17 protein-coding genes are annotated in these 15,587 nt (G+C 70.9%); 6 read left to right on the top strand and 11 right to left on the bottom strand.

Annotated features, from left to right (window positions below; translation table 11 throughout):
* Window positions 1-342: 342 nt before the first annotated feature.
* The 7 genes from ABZS97_RS06765 to ABZS97_RS06735 all read right to left on the bottom strand — a co-directional run bounded on the left by ABZS97_RS06765 (window position 343) and on the right by ABZS97_RS06735 (window position 7,406).
* Complete coding sequence (locus ABZS97_RS06765) at window positions 343-1,122, bottom strand: ABC transporter ATP-binding protein (protein WP_356134362.1); 780 nt, start codon at window positions 1,120-1,122, stop codon at window positions 343-345.
* Window positions 1,115-2,044 (bottom strand): ABC transporter permease, encoded by a 930-nt coding sequence (locus ABZS97_RS06760; RefSeq protein WP_356134360.1) that lies wholly within the window; start codon window positions 2,042-2,044, stop codon window positions 1,115-1,117. The genes ABZS97_RS06765 and ABZS97_RS06760 overlap by 8 nt, the downstream gene beginning before the upstream one ends.
* Before the next feature lie 117 nt (window positions 2,045-2,161).
* Window positions 2,162-3,049, bottom strand: a complete 888-nt coding sequence (locus tag ABZS97_RS06755; protein WP_356134358.1) for a glycosyltransferase — start codon at window positions 3,047-3,049, stop codon at window positions 2,162-2,164.
* A gap of 8 nt (window positions 3,050-3,057) precedes the next feature.
* Window positions 3,058-3,837 (bottom strand): CDP-alcohol phosphatidyltransferase family protein, encoded by a 780-nt coding sequence (locus ABZS97_RS06750; RefSeq protein ID WP_356134356.1) that lies wholly within the window; start codon window positions 3,835-3,837, stop codon window positions 3,058-3,060.
* Window positions 3,815-4,876: an iron-containing alcohol dehydrogenase family protein gene (locus ABZS97_RS06745; protein ID WP_356134354.1), complete on the bottom strand. Its 1,062-nt coding sequence runs from the start codon at window positions 4,874-4,876 to the stop codon at window positions 3,815-3,817. Before ABZS97_RS06745 ends, ABZS97_RS06750 begins: the two co-directional genes overlap by 23 nt.
* Window positions 4,864-5,616 carry a phosphocholine cytidylyltransferase family protein gene (locus ABZS97_RS06740; protein WP_356134352.1) on the bottom strand — a complete coding sequence of 251 codons (753 nt, stop codon included), beginning with the start codon at window positions 5,614-5,616 and terminating at the stop codon, window positions 4,864-4,866. Before ABZS97_RS06740 ends, ABZS97_RS06745 begins: the two co-directional genes overlap by 13 nt.
* The gene (locus tag ABZS97_RS06735; RefSeq protein ID WP_356134523.1) at window positions 5,613-7,406 is read right to left on the bottom strand and encodes a DUF5941 domain-containing protein; all 1,794 of its coding nucleotides are present in this window, start codon (window positions 7,404-7,406) and stop codon (window positions 5,613-5,615) included. The genes ABZS97_RS06740 and ABZS97_RS06735 overlap by 4 nt, the downstream gene beginning before the upstream one ends.
* Window positions 7,407-7,730: 324 nt before the next feature.
* Here ABZS97_RS06735 and galE point away from each other — a divergent pair, with 324 nt between their 5' ends.
* From galE to idi, 3 genes are all read left to right on the top strand, one after another.
* A complete protein-coding gene (galE, locus tag ABZS97_RS06730) occupies window positions 7,731-8,714 on the top strand; it encodes a UDP-glucose 4-epimerase GalE (protein ID WP_356134521.1) in 984 nt (327 codons plus the stop codon).
* Window positions 8,715-8,848: 134 nt separating this feature from the next.
* Window positions 8,849-9,787, top strand: a complete 939-nt coding sequence (locus tag ABZS97_RS06725; RefSeq protein WP_356134350.1) for a cation diffusion facilitator family transporter — start codon at window positions 8,849-8,851, stop codon at window positions 9,785-9,787.
* Between the two features lie 211 nt (window positions 9,788-9,998).
* The gene (gene idi, locus ABZS97_RS06720; RefSeq protein WP_356134348.1) at window positions 9,999-10,592 is read left to right on the top strand and encodes an isopentenyl-diphosphate Delta-isomerase; all 594 of its coding nucleotides are present in this window, start codon (window positions 9,999-10,001) and stop codon (window positions 10,590-10,592) included.
* 9 nt (window positions 10,593-10,601) lie between these two features.
* Here the strand turns inward: idi and ABZS97_RS06715 are convergent, their stop codons facing one another.
* Both ABZS97_RS06715 and ABZS97_RS06710 read right to left on the bottom strand, forming a co-directional pair.
* The gene (locus ABZS97_RS06715) at window positions 10,602-11,111 is read right to left on the bottom strand and encodes an ATP-binding protein (protein ID WP_356134519.1); all 510 of its coding nucleotides are present in this window, start codon (window positions 11,109-11,111) and stop codon (window positions 10,602-10,604) included.
* A gap of 175 nt (window positions 11,112-11,286) precedes the next feature.
* Window positions 11,287-11,958, bottom strand: a complete 672-nt coding sequence (locus ABZS97_RS06710) for an HdeD family acid-resistance protein (RefSeq protein ID WP_356134346.1) — start codon at window positions 11,956-11,958, stop codon at window positions 11,287-11,289.
* A 67-nt stretch (window positions 11,959-12,025) separates the two neighbouring features.
* Here ABZS97_RS06710 and ABZS97_RS06705 point away from each other — a divergent pair, with 67 nt between their 5' ends.
* A complete protein-coding gene (locus ABZS97_RS06705) occupies window positions 12,026-12,775 on the top strand; it encodes an enoyl-CoA hydratase-related protein (RefSeq protein WP_356134344.1) in 750 nt (249 codons plus the stop codon).
* Here the strand turns inward: ABZS97_RS06705 and ABZS97_RS06700 are convergent.
* Together ABZS97_RS06700 and ABZS97_RS06695 are read right to left on the bottom strand one after the other, a co-directional pair.
* Window positions 12,762-13,397, bottom strand: coding sequence for a DJ-1/PfpI family protein (locus tag ABZS97_RS06700; protein ID WP_356134342.1), 636 nt, complete (start codon window positions 13,395-13,397; stop codon window positions 12,762-12,764). The genes ABZS97_RS06705 and ABZS97_RS06700 overlap by 14 nt on opposite strands.
* 42 nt (window positions 13,398-13,439) lie before the next feature.
* Window positions 13,440-14,393, bottom strand: a complete 954-nt coding sequence (locus ABZS97_RS06695; protein WP_356134340.1) for a GlxA family transcriptional regulator — start codon at window positions 14,391-14,393, stop codon at window positions 13,440-13,442.
* A gap of 112 nt (window positions 14,394-14,505) precedes the next feature.
* On the opposite strand from ABZS97_RS06695, the gene ABZS97_RS06690 reads away from it, so the two are divergent.
* Both ABZS97_RS06690 and ABZS97_RS06685 read left to right on the top strand, forming a co-directional pair.
* Window positions 14,506-15,372: a hypothetical protein gene (locus ABZS97_RS06690; RefSeq protein WP_356134338.1), complete on the top strand. Its 867-nt coding sequence runs from the start codon at window positions 14,506-14,508 to the stop codon at window positions 15,370-15,372.
* A gap of 64 nt (window positions 15,373-15,436) precedes the next feature.
* Window positions 15,437-15,580, top strand: coding sequence for an LPFR motif small protein (locus tag ABZS97_RS06685; protein ID WP_356134336.1), 144 nt, complete (start codon window positions 15,437-15,439; stop codon window positions 15,578-15,580).
* Window positions 15,581-15,587: the final 7 nt, after the last annotated feature.

Raw genomic sequence — 15,587 nt, 5'->3', positions numbered from 1 at the left:
CGGGGACGGCACGCGCAGCGCGCAGCTGGAGAGTTTCCATAGCCATGGCCGTCACATCTCCCGTTCTACACTGCCGACCCAATACTGCCCATTTCGGACACGCCGCCCGGAGGTCCGCGCAGCGCGGCGGTGCCGGTGTCGCGCATTATCGCCCCACTTGACGCGATTCAGCACCGGTACAGCTTACGTTGTACAACGCGCCATGCTCCGTCGGGGTGTCCTGCACATCACAAGAACACACCGATTGGCGTCAAGATTCCTAAGGGCAGAGGCAGTTGGCGTTTCCCTTGCAGACGCAGGGCCCCGCCGGAACAGTTCCGGCGGGGCCCTGGGCAATTCGGGTCACTTACCCGTGAACTTCTCGTATTCCTTGAGGACCTCGTCGGTCGGGCCGTCCATGCGCAGCTCACCGCGTTCCAGCCACAGGACGCGGTCGCAGGTGTCGCGGATCGACTTGTTGTTGTGGCTGACCAGGAACACCGTGCCGGCTTCCTTGCGCAGCTCGCGGATGCGGGCCTCGGAGCGCTTCTGGAACTTGCGGTCGCCGGTGGCGAGGGCCTCGTCGATCATCAGGACGTCGTGGTCCTTGGCGGCGGCGATGGAGAAGCGCAGGCGGGCCGCCATGCCGGACGAGTAGGTGCGCATCGGGAGGGTGATGAAGTCGCCCTTCTCGTTGATGCCCGAGAATTCGACGATGTCCTCGTAGCGCTCCTTGATCTGCTCGCGGGACATGCCCATGGCGAGGCCGCCCAGGATGACGTTCCGCTCGCCGGTCAGGTCGTTCATCAGGGCCGCGTTGACGCCGAGCAGCGAGGGCTGACCGTCGGTGTAGACGTGGCCCTTCTCGGCGGGGAGCAGCCCGGCGATCGCGCGCAGCAGGGTGGACTTGCCGGAGCCGTTGGAGCCGATCAGGCCGATGGCCTCGCCGCGGTAGGCGGTGAAGGAGACGCCCCTGACGGCGTGCACCTTGCGCACGCCGCGCTCCTCGCCGCGCTTGAGGATGCGGCTGAGGGCGGAGGTCGCGCTGCCCTTGCCGGTCTTGGCTCCGTTGACGCGGTAGACGATGTGCAGCTCGTCCGCGATGACGGTGGGAACGTGGGAACGCTGCTCGGTCTCAGCCACGGCCGTACCTCTCTTCCGCCTTCCAGAAGTACACGAATCCGCCGACGGAGATCGCCACGGCCCAGAACAGCGCGATGAGCCAGACATGTGGCGGCAGGTTGCCGGATCCGTAGCCGTCGATGAGCGCGAAGCGCATCAGGTCCATGTAGACGGCGGCCGGGTTCACCTGGAGGGCGCGGGCGATCCACTCCGGGCGGCCCTCCAGCATGTGCGCGATGGAGAACATCACGCCGGACGCGTACATCCAGGTGCGCAGCAGGAACGGCATCAGCTGCGCGAGGTCGGGGGTCTTGGCGCCCGCCCGGGCCACGATCAGCGCGAGGCCGGTGTTGAACAGGAACTGCAGGACCAGCACCGGGAAGATCAGCAGCCACGACAGACCGGGGTAGCTACCGAACGCGACCGCCACGGCGAACAGCACGATCATCGAGAAGAGCAGCTGCTGGAGCTGCTGCAGCGCGAAGGAGATCGGCAGCGAGGCGCGCGGGAAGTGCAGCGCGCGCACCAGGCCGAGGTTGCCGGAGATCGCGCGGACCCCCGCCATGATCGAGCTCTGCGTGAAGGTGAAGACGAACACGCCGGTGACCAGGAACGGGATGTACACGTCGTGCGCCATGCCTCGGCTGGCCTTGAGGATGAAGCCGAAGATGAAGTAGTACACGGCCGCGTTCAGCAGCGGTGTGGCCACCTGCCACAGCTGGCCGAGCTTGGCCTGGCTGTACTGCGCGGTGAGCTTCGCCTGCGAGAAGGCAAGGATGAAGTGACGCCGTCCCCAGAGCTGGCGGACGTACTCGGCGAGGCCGGGCCGGGCGCCGCTCACGGCGAGCCCGTACTTGTCAGCCAGGTCGGCCGATGACAGCCCTTCATCGGGCGACGGTCGGGCGCTCACCGCGACTCCGCCGTCATGCGTTGTCTCACTCACAAGTGGAAACTTTCGTCCTCTAAGTACGCATCATTACGCATCAGTACGCAGCCGGATCGGGCCTGGGCACACGCCAGGCACCGGGGTACGGCCGCATGCTCTCAGATATCGAGCTTGTCAGATGACCGGCGGTCGGCCCAGTCGGGTCAGCCGCCACACCGTACGCCACTTCATGGGGCGCCGGGGCCCGCACGGGCTGGTCCAGCCCTCCTTGAAACCGCCGAACCACGCCTTCAGGGCGGGGGCGGAGGGCCTGCGGGCCAGCGTCAGGAGCATCCAGACGCCGAGGTAGACCGGGACCAGCGGCGCGGGCAGGTTGCGGCGCGCGAGCCAGACGCGGTTGCGGGCCACCATGCGGTGGTAGACCGCGTGCCGGGACGGGGCGGTCGTGGGGTGGTACAGCACCATGTCGGACCGGTAGTCGATCATCCAGCCCGCGTCGAGGGCCCGCCATGCCAGGTCGGTTTCCTCGTGCGCGTAGAAGAACGCGTCCGGGAGGCCGCCGACCTCGGCCAGCACCTTCGTACGGACGGCGTTGGCGCCGCCGAGGAAGGTGGTCACACGGGAGTTGCGCATCGGGTCGGAGGCGCGCAGCCGCGGCACATGGCGGCGCTGGGTGACGCCGGTCTCGGGGTCGGCGATGCGGAAGCTGATGATGCCGAGCTCGGGGTCGGCCGCGAAGGCGGCGCGGCACAGCTCGGCCGTGTCGTGCTGGGCGAGCAGGCCGTCGTCGTCCAGGAAGAGCAGGATGTCGACGTCGGTGCCGCCGGGGCCGAAGGCCTCGATGCCGACGTTGCGGCCGCCGGGGATGCCCAGGTTCTCGGGCAGCTCGACCGTACGGACGCCCTCGGGGACCTCCGGGACGGGCGAGCCGTTGCCGACCACGACGACCTGGACCGCGTCGCCGTCCTGCTTGGCGACGGAGTCGAGCAGGGCGCGCAGCTCGTCGGGGCGGTTGCCCATGGTGATGATGACCGCGCCGACCTTCAGGGCCGCACTGTTCATGGCCGTACTCATTTCAGCCTGCTGGAGGCGAGGATGGACACGAGGTGCAGCAGGGTCTGGAGCAGTGCGATGCCGGCGAGTACGGCGGTGCCGAGGCGGGTGAAGAACAGGTCGCCCCGGCTCGCGTCCATGATCGCGAGGACCAGGATCAGCAGGGACGCCTCGATTCCGAGGATCAGCCGGTGGAACTTGAGTGCGCCGGCGGCCCTGCGGGCCAGTGCCATGCCGGAGGAGCGCGGCTCGGACGCGGCCTCCTTCACCGGCGGCAGCCCACCCTGGTGGCGGGCGACGCCGACGAGGTCGGTCTCGGCCTTGACGAGGATCGCGCCGAGGGCGGCCAGGGTGCCGAGGAAGGCCCACAGCCAGTCGATGCGCCCGGGGCCCCACAGATCGGCGGCGCGCAGGCCGAGGCCGACCAGGACCGCGGCATCGGTGAGATAGGCCCCGACCCGGTCCAGGTAGACCCCGCCGAGTGAGAACTGCTTGTTCCAGCGCGCGACTTCGCCGTCGACGCAGTCCAGCAGCAGGTACAGCTGGACCATCACGACGCCGAGCACGGCGCCCGCGATCCCCGGCACCAGAAGTGCCGGGGCCGCGAGTACACCGAAAACGGTCATCAGGTAGGTGAGCTGGTTGGGCGTGACCCTGGTGTCGACCAGGTAGCGGTCGATTCGCAGGGACACCTCACGCATGTAGAGGCGTCCCATCCAGTGCTCACCGCTGCGCCGGTCCTTCACCCCTGCGGGGTGAACGACGGGGCGGAGTTCAGCTACTGATGGCCTTGGCATAGTCGGTGTAGATGTCCTTGATCTGGTTGGTCTTCAGGTCGAGGTGCTCGAGGATCGTGTAGCGGCCGGGCCGGGTCTGCGGAGCGAACTCCACGACCTGGACGAACTCGTCCACGGTGAAGCCGATCTCCTCCGGCAGCACCGGCAGTCCGTGCCGGCGCAGTACCTCGGCCATGTAGGCCGCCTCCTCGTGCGCCCCTCGCAGGTACATCGCGAAGGCCGCGCCCAGACCGCACTGCTCGCCGTGGCTCGCCGCGCGCTTGGGGAAGAGGAGGTCGAAGGCGTGGTTGATCTCGTGGCAGGCGCCGGAGGAGGGGCGGGAGTCGCCCGACACCGACATGGCGATCCCGGTGAGGACCAGTGCCTCGGCCAGCACCTGGAGGAAGGCGTCGTCGCCGACCCCGCCGGGGTGGCGCAGCACGGCCTCGCCGGCCTGCCGGGCCATCGCGGCGGCGAGACCGTCGATCTTCTCGCCGTTGACGCGGCCGGCCAGCTCCCAGTCCGCCACCGCGGAGATGTTGGACAGGGCGTCGCCGATGCCGGAGCGGACGAAGCGGACCGGGGCCTCCCGGATCACGTCGAGGTCGATGACGACCGCGATGGGATTCGGTACGCCGTAGGAGCCGCGGCCCGCGTCGTTGTCGAGCGTCGCGACCGGCGAGCACAGGCCGTCGTGCGCGAGGTTCGTGGCGACGGCGACCAGCGGGAGGCCGACGCGCGCGGAGGCGAACTTCGCGCAGTCGATGATCTTGCCGCCGCCGAGACCCACGACGGCGTCGTAGTGGCCGGACTTTATGGCGTCGGCCAGCCGGACCGCGTCGTCGAGGGTGCCGCCGCCGACCTCGTACCAGGTCGCACCCGGCAGCGAGGGCTCCAGCCGCTCGCGCAGCCGGGCGCCCGAGCCGTTGCTGACCGCGATGGCCAGCTTGCCGGAGTGCGAGATCCGCTGGTCGGAGAGCACGCTCGCCAGGTCGTCCAGGGCACCCGGGCGGATGTCCACGACGACCGGCGAGGGAATGAGCCTCGTCAGTACTGGCACGCGATCTCCCGTCCCTTGGCGAGGTCCTCGTGGTTGTCGATCTCGACCCACTTGACGTCGCCGATCGGCGCCACGTCGATCCGGAAGCCGCGGTTGACCAGTTCCTGGTAGCCGTGCTCGTAGAACTGCTGCGGGTCGGCCTCCCACACCGTCTTCAGGGCGTCGGCCAGCTCGGCGGCGGCCTCGCCCTCGATGAGGGTGACCCCGATGTACTCACCGGTGGCCTCGGACGGGTCCATCAGCTTGGTGATCTTCTGGACGCCCTTGGCGGGGTCCACGACGACCTTCATCTCCTCGTCGGCGAGGGACTTCACCGTGTCGAGGGCGAGGATGATCTTCTTGCCGTCGCCGCGGGCGGCGAGCAGCGTCTTCTCGACGGAGACCGGGTGGACGGTGTCGCCGTTGGCGAGGATCACGCCGTCCTTGAGGGCGTCACGGCCGCACCACAGGGAGTAGGCGTTGTTCCACTCCTCGGCCTTGTCGTTGTCGATCAGCGTGATCTTGACGCCGTACTTCGCTTCAAGGGCGGCCTGGCGCTCGTACACGGCTTCCTTGCGGTAGCCGACGATGATGCCGACCTCCGTCAGGCCGATCTCCGCGAAGTTGCCGAGGGTCAGGTCGAGAACCGTGATGCTGTCCTCTATGCCTGCGGGTCCCACCGGAACGAGAGCCTTGGGGAGGCTGTCGGTGTAGGGACGCAGACGCCTTCCGGCGCCGGCCGCCAGCACGAGGCCGATCATGCGGGTTCTCCTTCATCGTGTACGGCGGGGGCCCCGGAGGACACCCAGAAGCGGATGCTCTCGAAGAGCACCAGCAGGGCCACGGCCACGGCGAGCGCCGTGAGCGCGACCTTGAACTGTGTGGCGGTGAGCAGCGCGGCCAGGACGGTGACCAGCAGCGTCCTGCCTTCGTGCCCGCCGATCGCCCGCACCAGCCAGTGCGGGGACGCGCCGGCGTTGCCGCGAATGCGGTACACCGTGTCGTAGTGATGGTAGGCGACCGCGGCCACCAGGCCGAAAGCCGCAGGAAGGGCTCCGTTCACGTCCGCTTCGGCGGCCAGGATCAGCACGGTGCAGTACTCGGCCGCCCGGAAGAACGGCGGGATCAGCCAGTCCAGGGCGCCCTTGAGGGGGTGCGACACGGCTTCCACCGACAGCAGGACGTACAGGCCGGCCATCAGGACCAGCTGCCAGCCCGGCCCGAACGCCCAGGCCGCGGCCACCATCGCGACGGCTCCGAGGGCCGCGGAGAGCGGGGCTGTGCGGCGCGGCTTGCCCCGCAGGACGGGGGTGAGCAGTTCGACGAGCGGTCCGCTGTCCGCCAGGTCCGCCAGCGCCTGCGCGGCCCGGTCCGTGCGCTTCGCCTTGCGGGTCAGCGAGCGCAGCACCCGGCCGGCCGTCGTGTACGTCGCCGCGAAGGCGCAGCCGACGAGCAGGGCGTAGAAGGTGATGCGGGGCGTGGTGAGGGCCGTCAGGACGGCGATCATCGCCCAGCGCTCGCCGATCGGGAGCACGATCATCCGGCGCACCCAGACCGTCCAGCCGACGCTGTCGAGCTTGTCGGAGAGGGCGGCGGTGGGGCTGGTGTTGGCGGTGGCGTCGTGGTTCGCCTCGTTGAAGGAGAAGTCGACGACGTGCCGGCAGGTCTGAAGGATCATCGCGCCGAGGGCGAGCGCCCACACGTCGTCGCCGCCGCGGGCCGCCCCGAGGGCGAGGCCCGCGTAGTAGGCGTACTCCTTGGCGCGGTCGAAGGTCGCGTCGAGCCAGGCGCCGAGCGTGGAGTACTGCAGCGAGTAGCGGGCGAGCTGCCCGTCGGTGCAGTCCAGGACGAAGGAGAACAGCAGGAGCAGTCCCGCCGCGACGAACCCGGCGCGGGTGCCGGTGGCGGCGCAGCCCGCCGCGATCAGGGCGGTGATGAGCGAGGCGGTGGTGACCTGGTTCGGGGTCAGGCCACGGCGGGCGCACCAGCGGGCGATGTAGCGCGAGTACGGGCTGATGCAGTACGTCGTGAAGAAGCCGTCGCGGGCCTTCACCGCGGAGCGCAGCCGTACGGCCTCGTCGTCCACGGCGGAGACGGCCTGCCGTGCTTCGTTGCGCTCCTGGGGGTCGGCGGGGACCGCGGCGACGAGCGTGCCGAGTTCCGGGCGGCGCACGTCGAGGCCGTCCGCGGCGAGGGCCGCGGTGATGCGGTCGGCGAGGTTGTCCGTGGCGACGGCGACACTTCCGGCTGCGGAGCTCTCGCGGGCCATGGCCCGGGTCAGCGCCCGGCGGGCCTCGGGCTGCACGGTGACGGCGCCGGGCAGGCCCGCGGCGGCGAACCGGGGGTCGGTGAGGCCGAGGCGCAGTGCGTGGAGGTGCCCGACGAAGCGGGCGTCGACGAGGGCGACGCGCTGGTCCGCCGGGACCGCGGCGAGGAGCGTTTCGGCGTCACCGGCGTCGGAGGCGACCCGCACGTCGAAGCCGAGCGACCGCAGATCGCCCTCGAGCGACGATCCGGGGACCGGCTGGCCGGTGAGGATGGCGGTCGACAGCGAACTCACTCCCTGGGTGCCCGGCGCGGCCTCGCGCCGGGCGTTGCGTGATGGAGGGCGCCCTGGCGCCGAGAACAGCGGCCGGGCGGCGTGTCGGCAGAGGCTATCGGATGAACGGAAGCGGCCGTTCACCGCCCGTTCACGGCCCGATCAACCCGGTCTGCTCGGTCGCCTCCGCCGCGATCATCATCGGGGATCCGGGGCCCGCGCCACAAACCGCTGCCGCATACCGGCACATTCACGGCATTGCCCACGGCGGCCCAGGACACGGTCGTGAACGGCTCGGGCCGGGGCGCGCGGGGCACCGGCATAGGGTGGGCGTCCATGACATGGCTGATCACCGGCGGGGCCGGATACATCGGGGCACACGTGACGCGGGCGATGGCCGGGGCCGGTGAGCGCGTCGTCGTGCTCGACGACCTGTCGGCCGGGGTGCCGGCCCGCCTCCCGGCGGACATCGAGCTGGTGCAGGGTTCGTCGCTGGACGGGCAGCTGCTGAAGCGGGTCCTCGCCGAGCACGCGGTGACGGGTGTGGTGCATCTCGCGGCCCGCAAGCAGGTCGGTGAGTCCGTGGCCCAGCCGACGCGCTACTACCAGGAGAACGTGGGCGGCCTCGCCACGCTCCTGGAGGCGGCGGCCGGGGCGGATGTCCGGCGCTTCCTGTTCTCCTCTTCCGCGGCCGTCTACGGCAACCCGGACGTGGACCTCATCACGGAGGACACCTCCTGCGCCCCGGTGAACCCCTACGGCGAGACGAAGCTGGCCGGGGAGTGGCTGGTGCGGGCGGCGGGCCGAGCCCACGGCATCGCGACCGTGTGCCTGCGCTACTTCAACGTGGCGGGGGCGGCCGCGCCGGAGCTGGCCGACACCGGCGTCTTCAACGTGGTCCCGATGGTCTTCGACCGGCTCACGCGCGACGAGTCCCCGCGGATCTTCGGCGACGACTACCCCACGCCTGACGGCACCTGCATCCGTGACTACATCCACGTCTCCGACCTCGCCGAGGCCCACCTCGCAGCGGCCCGGCGGCTGGCCGGGGACACCGCCGGGGGCGATCTGACGGTGAACGTCGGCCGCGGCGAAGGCGTGTCGGTGCGCGAGCTCCTCACGCTGATAGGCGAGGTGAGCGGAGACACCCGGCCGGCGCTCGTCGAGCCGCGCCGTCCCGGTGACGCGCCGCGCGCGGTCGCCTCGGCCGCCCGAGCCGCGGCCGAGCTGGGCTGGAGCGCACGGCGAGGGGTACGCGAGATGGTCGAGTCGGCGTGGGAGGGCTGGCTGCTGCACCATCCCGAGACATCCGCCAGGTGATCTTCCGATGCTCTGACCAGCGGATCGTTTCCGCAGGTCAGGGCACATGACAACGGTGTTCACTGCCGCGTTGCCCGATACCCCCTGCCCGTAGTTCACTGTGATCCCGAGCAGAGCGCAGGAAGGCGGCTTCCATGGGGGCTGGGCACGATCACGGACACGCGCACGCCGCGCCCACCACGGGTACGGCGGCCGCGGCGTACCGGGGAAGACTGCGCGTCGCGCTGTCGATCACGCTCGCCGTGATGGTCGTCGAGATCGTCGGCGGTCTCCTCGCGGACTCGCTCGCGCTCATCGCGGACTCGGCGCACATGGCGACGGACGCGCTGGGCCTGGGCATGGCGCTGCTCGCGATCCACTTCGCCAACCGGCCGGCGAGCACGAACCGCACGTTCGGGTACGCGCGCGCCGAGATCCTCGCCGCGCTCGCCAACTGTCTGCTGCTGCTCGGGGTCGGCGGTTACGTCCTGTACGAGGCGATCCAGCGCTTCATGACGCCCGCCGACACCGAGGGCGGCCTGACCGTCGTGTTCGGTCTGATCGGCCTGGTCGCGAACATGATCTCGCTGACGCTGCTGATGCGGGGCCAGAAGGACAGCCTGAACGTGCGCGGCGCCTTCCTGGAGGTGGCTGCGGACGCGCTGGGTTCGCTGGCGGTGCTGATCTCCGCCCTCGTCATCATGACGACCGGCTGGCAGGCCGCCGACCCGATCGCCTCGCTCGTCATCGGCCTGATGATCGTGCCGCGCACCTGGAAGCTCCTGCACGAGACGCTCGACGTCCTGCTGGAGGCGGCTCCCAAGGACGTCGACATGGCGGAGGTGCGGGCGCACATCATCGCGCTGCCCGGCGTCGAGGACGTCCACGACCTGCACGCCTGGACCATCACCTCGGGCATGCCGGTCCTCTCCGCCCACGTGGTCGTCAGCTCCGACACGCTCAACGCGATCGGCCACGAGAAGATGCTCCACGAGCTCCAGGGCTGCCTGGGCGACCACTTCGACGTGGAGCACTGCACGTTCCAGCTGGAGCCGAGCGGTCACGCGGAGCACGAGGCGAGGCTCTGCCACTGAGGACCGGCTACGCACCACCTCCGGTCGTCGCAGGCGGCCGGCAGCAGACGCCTGGCGTATCAGCGCCGCGGCGCGGTTCCCCGTCGCCGTCACCGGGCACGAACGGGTATCCGACGGCTCGCGGGGCGGGACATGCGGGAGCCGCGAAGTGTCGGGAGTGCCGGTTTCGTACGGCAGACTTGAGGTTCGAAGACCGAGGCGAAGGATGGGTATGCCGATCACACCTGCCACCGCGACGCACAGTTCGTCGAACGGCACCGCTGAAGCGATCATGCTGGAACTGGTCGACGAGGACGGCAACACCATCGGCACGGCGGAGAAGCTCGCCGCCCACCAGGCGCCGGGGCAACTGCACCGCGCGTTCTCCGTGTTCCTCTTCGACGAGCGCGGCCGGCTGCTGCTGCAGCAGCGGGCCCTCGGCAAGTACCACTCCCCGGGCGTCTGGTCGAACACCTGCTGCGGCCACCCCTATCCCGGCGAGGCGCCCTTCGCGGCGGCTGCCCGGCGGACGTACGAAGAGCTCGGGGTCTCGCCGTCGCTGATGGCCGAGGCGGGCACCGTCCGCTACAACCACCCGGACCCGGACTCGGGCCTGGTGGAGCAGGAGTACAACCACCTCTTCGTCGGGATGGTGCAGTCGGCGCTGCGGCCCGACCCGGAGGAGGTCGGCACGACGGCCTTCGTGACCGCCGCCGAACTGGCCGAGCGGCACGCGAAGGACACCTTCTCGTCGTGGTTCATGACGGTGCTGGACGCGGCTCGTCCCGCGGTCCGGGAGCTCACGGGCCCGGCCGCGGGCTGGTAGCCCCGGCCCTCAGATCAGTTCGGCGGGCTTGAGCGGCAGGGCGGCCCAGATCACCTTGCCGCCGCTCGCCGTGTGCTCGACGTCGCACACCCCGCCCGCCTCCCTGGTGACCTCCCGCACGAGCAGCAGGCCCCGGCCGCCGGTCTGCCCGTGGTCGGCCTCCAGGGCTGTCGGGCGGTAGGGGTGGTTGTCCTCCACGGAGACCCGCACCCACTCGGCGCCGACGGCGATCTCGACCGCGAGCATCGGCGACAGCAGGGCCGCGTGCCGGACGGCGTTCGTGACCAGTTCGGAGACGATCAGCAGGAGTCCGTGGACCAGATCGGCCGACACGGGCACTCCCTGCCGGGCGAGCAGATCGCGGACGGCGTGCCGCGCCTGGGGTACGGAGGCGTCGACGGCGGGAGCGGTGAACCGCCACACCCCTTCGTACGGCAGCGGTCCCGGCGGTCTCGCGTCGGGGGGCGTCTGCCCGCCGACTTCTGGGCGCGGGTCGGGCCCCCGCCCATGGTTCTCCATCGTTCGGTCGCCACCCTTGCGCTCGATTGTCACCACACGTCGAGTGTCAGTAACGCGCTGCTCCGGACCCGAGAACTGAACAGAAGTCAGCGACTATCGACGGCATTTGACCGTTCGGGTATGACGACGTCACCTGATGGGACCGATCCCGTCCCCGTTGTGCCGACTTACAGAACTATTCGGGTTGTACGGGTTTGCCGCCGGACTCAACCGATTCGTCTCCCTCGGCCGCCTCCGCGGTGAGCCGTTCGGAGACCATGCCGACGATGCGGCGCCCGCCGTAGCCGGTGGCGATCAGGCCGAGGCCGTCGAAGAGCAGCGCCAGTCCGAAGAAGGTGCCGATGACGTACTTGCTGCTGCTCGGCCAGGCGGCGAGCACGAGGATGCCGAGCAGCAGGTCGAAGGTGCCCTGCAGCAGGGTCCAGCCGAACTGCGGGCCGCGCACCACGAGGCTGCCGGCCAGCCGGAACACACCGCCGGTCAGGAACAGCAGGGCCGCGAACATGGTCAGCGCCTCTGCGGCCGCCTCCGGCCTGCTCATGATCACCACGCCCGCCGCGATGTTCAGGGCCGCGACGACGACGCCGAGCCAGAAGAAGTTGGTGCCGCGTGCCTGGATCGCGTGCAGCAGCCCCACCACACCGCCGATCAGGAGCAGCCACCCGAACAGCAGCATCGAGGTGAGGGTGGCGAGCCCGGTGTAGATGAGTCCGACCAGCCCGGCGATCACCAGGATCACGCCGAGTGCGGCGAGCCAGCCGAAGCCGCGGCTGAGCTTGGCGGTCTCGTCCTCGGCGGTGGCCGCACCGGGCGTCGCACCTGGCCCGGCCGACTTCGATCCGTCCATCAGCGCCTCCTCGCGCGCCTACCCCTTCTTGATCGTGCGTTCGACGGTTGCGGATAGCATCCGGCTCATGGAGCCGCAGCTACTGCACCGCGTCACCGACGGTGTCGCCACCGTCGTCATCCACCATCCGGCCAAGCGCAACGCCATGACGGCCGGTATGTGGCGGGCGCTGCCGCCCTTGCTCGACGAGTTGACCGTCGACGCCGATGTACACGCACTGGTTCTGACCGGTGAGGGCGGGACGTTCTGCGCCGGGGCCGACATCTCGACCCTGCGCGGGTCCCCGGACGAGGCGCAGCGCCTGGCCGTGGCCGCCGAGGAGGCGCTCGCCGCGTTCCCGAAGCCGACGCTCGCGGCAGTCCGCGGGTACTGCGTGGGCGGCGGCTCGCAGCTCGCGGCGGCCTGCGACCTGCGGTTCGCGGAGGAGGGGGCGTTGTTCGGGGTGACTCCGGCCAAGCTCGGGATCGTCTACGCGGCCTCGTCCACCCGGCGGTTGGTGTCGCTGGTGGGCCCTGCGACCACCAAGTACCTGCTGTTCTCGGGCGAGTTGATCGATGCGGAGCGGGCGCTGCGTACCGGCCTGGTGGACGAGCTGCTGCCCTCGGGTGAACTCGACAAGCGTGTCGCCGAGTTCACCCGGGTGCTGGTCTCGCGCTCGCAGCTGACGCAGGCCGCCGCCAAGGAGTTCGCGGACGGCCGCAGGGACCGCGATGCCCACTGGGCCGCGCAGGCGCTCGGCAGTGGTGACACCGAGGAGGGGGTCACCGCCTTCCTGGAGCGCAGACAGCCGCGGTTCACCTGGACTACGTCAGGCTGAAGCGGTTGTTGGTGCGGAACTCCTCGACGAGGTACGCGGGCGCCTTGTGCGGCGATCCCGCGTCGTAGGGCGGCTGCGGGTCGTACTCCGTCAACAGCTGGACGGCCTGGGCGTGTTCGTCGCCCGCGACTTTGCCGACCAGGGTGAGCCCCATGTCGATTCCGGAGGAGACGCCGGCGGCGGTGACGTACTTGCCGTCGAACACGACCCGCTCCCCGGTCGCCTCGGCGCCGTACTCCTTGAGGAGGTCGAGGGCCAGCCAGTGGGAGGTGGCGCGGCGGCCGTCGAGGAGCCCGGCGGCGCCGAGCAGCAGCGAGCCGCTGCACACGGACGTCGTCCAAGTGCTCGTGGCGTCGACGGCGCGCAGCCAGTCCAGCAGCACCTCGTTGCCCATCTGGTCGAACTGTCCCGGGCCGCCGGGGACCACGACGATGTCGGGGTGCGCCACCTCGGCCAGAGTCCGGTCGGCCGTGAGGGCGAGGCTTCCCACGTCGTTGCGGACCGGGCCCGTGTGCTCGGCGACGAACACGGTCTCCGCGTCGGGCAGCCGTCCGAGGGTCTCGTACGGGCCCACGGCGTCCAGGGCGGTGAAGCGGTCGTAGAGGACGATCGCGATCTGCATGGCGTTCTCTCCTGGGTGAGGTTCTGTGAGGTTCAGTGACGTTCAGTTGGTGAGTGACGGGCGGAATCGGCGTCGGTACTCGGCCGGTGGCGTGTCGAGCGCTTTGACGAAGGCGCGGCGCATCGCCTCCGGTGTGCCGTAGCCGCTCGCTCGGGAGACCTCCTCGACGCCGTCGGCGGTGTCCTCCAGGAGGCGCCGGGCGTGTTCCAGGCGGACGCGGTCGACGTGGCGGCCGGGCGTCGTGCCCGTCTCGGCCCGGAAGGCGCGGGCGAAGTGCCGGGGCGAGAACCCGGCGCGGGCGGCGAGTGCCTCGACCGACAGATCGCCGGCAGGGTGCTCGGTGATCCACTGCTGGACCTCGCGCAGCGGTTCGCGCCGCGCGGTCTGCGCGGCCAGCTGTGCGCTGAACTGGGCCTGGTTGCCGGGGCGGCGCAGGAACACCACCAGATGGCGGGCGATCTCGAGCGCGACCTCACGGCTGAGGTCCTCCTCGACGAGCGCGAGCGCGAGGTCGATGCCGCAGGTGACGCCCGCCGACGTGGCCACGCGTCCGTCGCGTACGTAGATGGGGTCCGGGTCGACCTCGATCGCCGGATGGTCGCGGGCGAGTTGGTCGCAGTACGCCCAGTGGGTCGTCGCCCGCAGGCCGTCCAGAAGCCCCGCCTCGGCGAGCAGGACGGCGCCGGTGCAGACGGAGACCAGGCGCTCGCAGTGCGGCCCGTGCACGCGCAGCCACCCGGTCAGGCGGGGGTCCGGGAGCCGGGTGCCCGTACCGCCCGGCACGATCAGGGTGTGCGGCGCGGGTACGTCGGCGAGTGCGTGGTCCGGCACGAGGGTGAGGCCGCTGGAGGCGCGCACGGGGGCTCCGTCCACGGACGCGGTGCGGATGCGGTAGGACCCCGGGCGCGCGATCTCGGCGCCCGCGAAGACCTCCATGGGGCCCGTGACATCGAGACTCTGCACGTCGTCGAAGAGAACGACCAGGACGGTTCGCATGCCCCGATTCTTGGGCAGCTGCCCGATGGCCGCAACGACGAGTACCCCACCTTTTCTGCCACGGTGCCCTCACCCGTTCCCTCCGTACCGACCAGTCGGTAACGTGCAGGTCATGACCTCTCCCCTGCCGGAGCGCGCCGGGCGGCGCTGCCACAACATCCTCAATCCGCTCCACTCGACGCACTACTTCTCCCCCGATCTGGGCCGGGAGCTGGCCTCGGTCGGGATCGAGGACCGCAGTGCCGCGTACTTCGCCGTGCGCGCGGCCGCGATGGGGCCGGTGGGCGCGGGGGTGGTGACGGCGACGTTCTACAACTTCCGCCACGAACTCGTGGCACGGCACGTGCCCGCGGTGTGGGCGACGGCCTCCGCCGAGACCGTCCTCGCGGCACGCGCGCGTGCCGTCGACGCGACACTGCGGCGGCTGCTCGGCGAGGACGCCGTCGCCGCCAAGGAGGTGGCCGAGGCGGCGGAGCTCGCGCTGCGGGCAGCCGAGGCCTGCGGCAGGACTGCGCGCCCGCTGTACGCCGCCCATGCCGACCTGCCCGTTCCCGACGCGCCGCACATGGCGCTCTGGCACGCGGCCACCCTGCTGCGCGAGCACCGCGGCGACGGCCACCTCGCGGTGCTGCTGGAGGCGGAACTCGACCCGGTCGAGGCGCTGGTGAGCCACACCGCGACCGGCAAGGGCATGGCCCCGAAGTGGGCGCTGGCCACCCGCGGCTGGTCACGGGCGGACTGGGACGCGGCGGTCGGGCGGCTGCGGGGGCGCGGACTGCTGGACGCCGCGGGCGAGCTGACGCAGGCCGGCATCGCGCTGCGCAAGGGGGTCGAGGCGGAGACCGACCGGCTGGACCGCGCGCCGTACGAGCACCTGGGCGCGGCGGGCGTCGAGCGGCTCACGGAGCTGGCCACCGGGCTGCTGAGCACGGCACTCGCGGCGGGGGCGTTCCCCGAGGGCGTGACCGGCAAGGCATGACCCGCACGGCACGAGGTACCCGTACTCTCCCGGCGCACCCGCCGGGAGACGAAAGGGGAAGCACGTGTTCCGCGCGATCGCAGACGTATTCCGACAGATCGGCGGGGCGCTCGCCACTGTGGTGACACTGCCGTTCCGGGCGGTGGCCCGACTGTTCGGGGGCGCCTCGCAGTCCACCCGGCGCGGCGGCCGGACCCGCAGGGCCTGACCGCCGG

Origin of the sequence: Streptomyces sp. NPDC005485 (assembly GCF_040606085.1) — a bacterium.
Classification (GTDB): Bacteria; Actinomycetota; Actinomycetes; order Streptomycetales; family Streptomycetaceae; genus Streptomyces.
The sequence above is the reverse complement of the archived record's forward strand: the minus strand, read 5'-3'. Positions and strand labels throughout refer to the sequence as shown.

Excerpts from the sequence above, each read along its gene's own strand:
- ABZS97_RS06755 (WP_356134358.1), bottom strand. The coding sequence starts at position 3,049 with ATGAACAGTGCGGCCCTGAAGGTCGGCGCGGTCATCATCACCATGGGC.
- ABZS97_RS06750 (WP_356134356.1), bottom strand. The coding sequence starts at position 3,837 with ATGCCAAGGCCATCAGTAGCTGAACTCCGCCCCGTCGTTCACCCCGCA.
- ABZS97_RS06740 (WP_356134352.1), bottom strand. The coding sequence starts at position 5,616 with ATGATCGGCCTCGTGCTGGCGGCCGGCGCCGGAAGGCGTCTGCGTCCC.
- galE (WP_356134521.1), top strand. The coding sequence starts at position 7,731 with ATGACATGGCTGATCACCGGCGGGGCCGGATACATCGGGGCACACGTG.
- ABZS97_RS06725 (WP_356134350.1), top strand. The coding sequence starts at position 8,849 with ATGGGGGCTGGGCACGATCACGGACACGCGCACGCCGCGCCCACCACG.
- idi (WP_356134348.1), top strand. The coding sequence starts at position 9,999 with ATGCCGATCACACCTGCCACCGCGACGCACAGTTCGTCGAACGGCACC.
- ABZS97_RS06715 (WP_356134519.1), bottom strand. The coding sequence starts at position 11,111 with ATGGAGAACCATGGGCGGGGGCCCGACCCGCGCCCAGAAGTCGGCGGG.
- ABZS97_RS06710 (WP_356134346.1), bottom strand. The coding sequence starts at position 11,958 with ATGGACGGATCGAAGTCGGCCGGGCCAGGTGCGACGCCCGGTGCGGCC.
- ABZS97_RS06705 (WP_356134344.1), top strand. The coding sequence starts at position 12,026 with ATGGAGCCGCAGCTACTGCACCGCGTCACCGACGGTGTCGCCACCGTC.
- ABZS97_RS06700 (WP_356134342.1), bottom strand. The coding sequence starts at position 13,397 with ATGCAGATCGCGATCGTCCTCTACGACCGCTTCACCGCCCTGGACGCC.
- ABZS97_RS06695 (WP_356134340.1), bottom strand. The coding sequence starts at position 14,393 with ATGCGAACCGTCCTGGTCGTTCTCTTCGACGACGTGCAGAGTCTCGAT.
- ABZS97_RS06690 (WP_356134338.1), top strand. The coding sequence starts at position 14,506 with ATGACCTCTCCCCTGCCGGAGCGCGCCGGGCGGCGCTGCCACAACATC.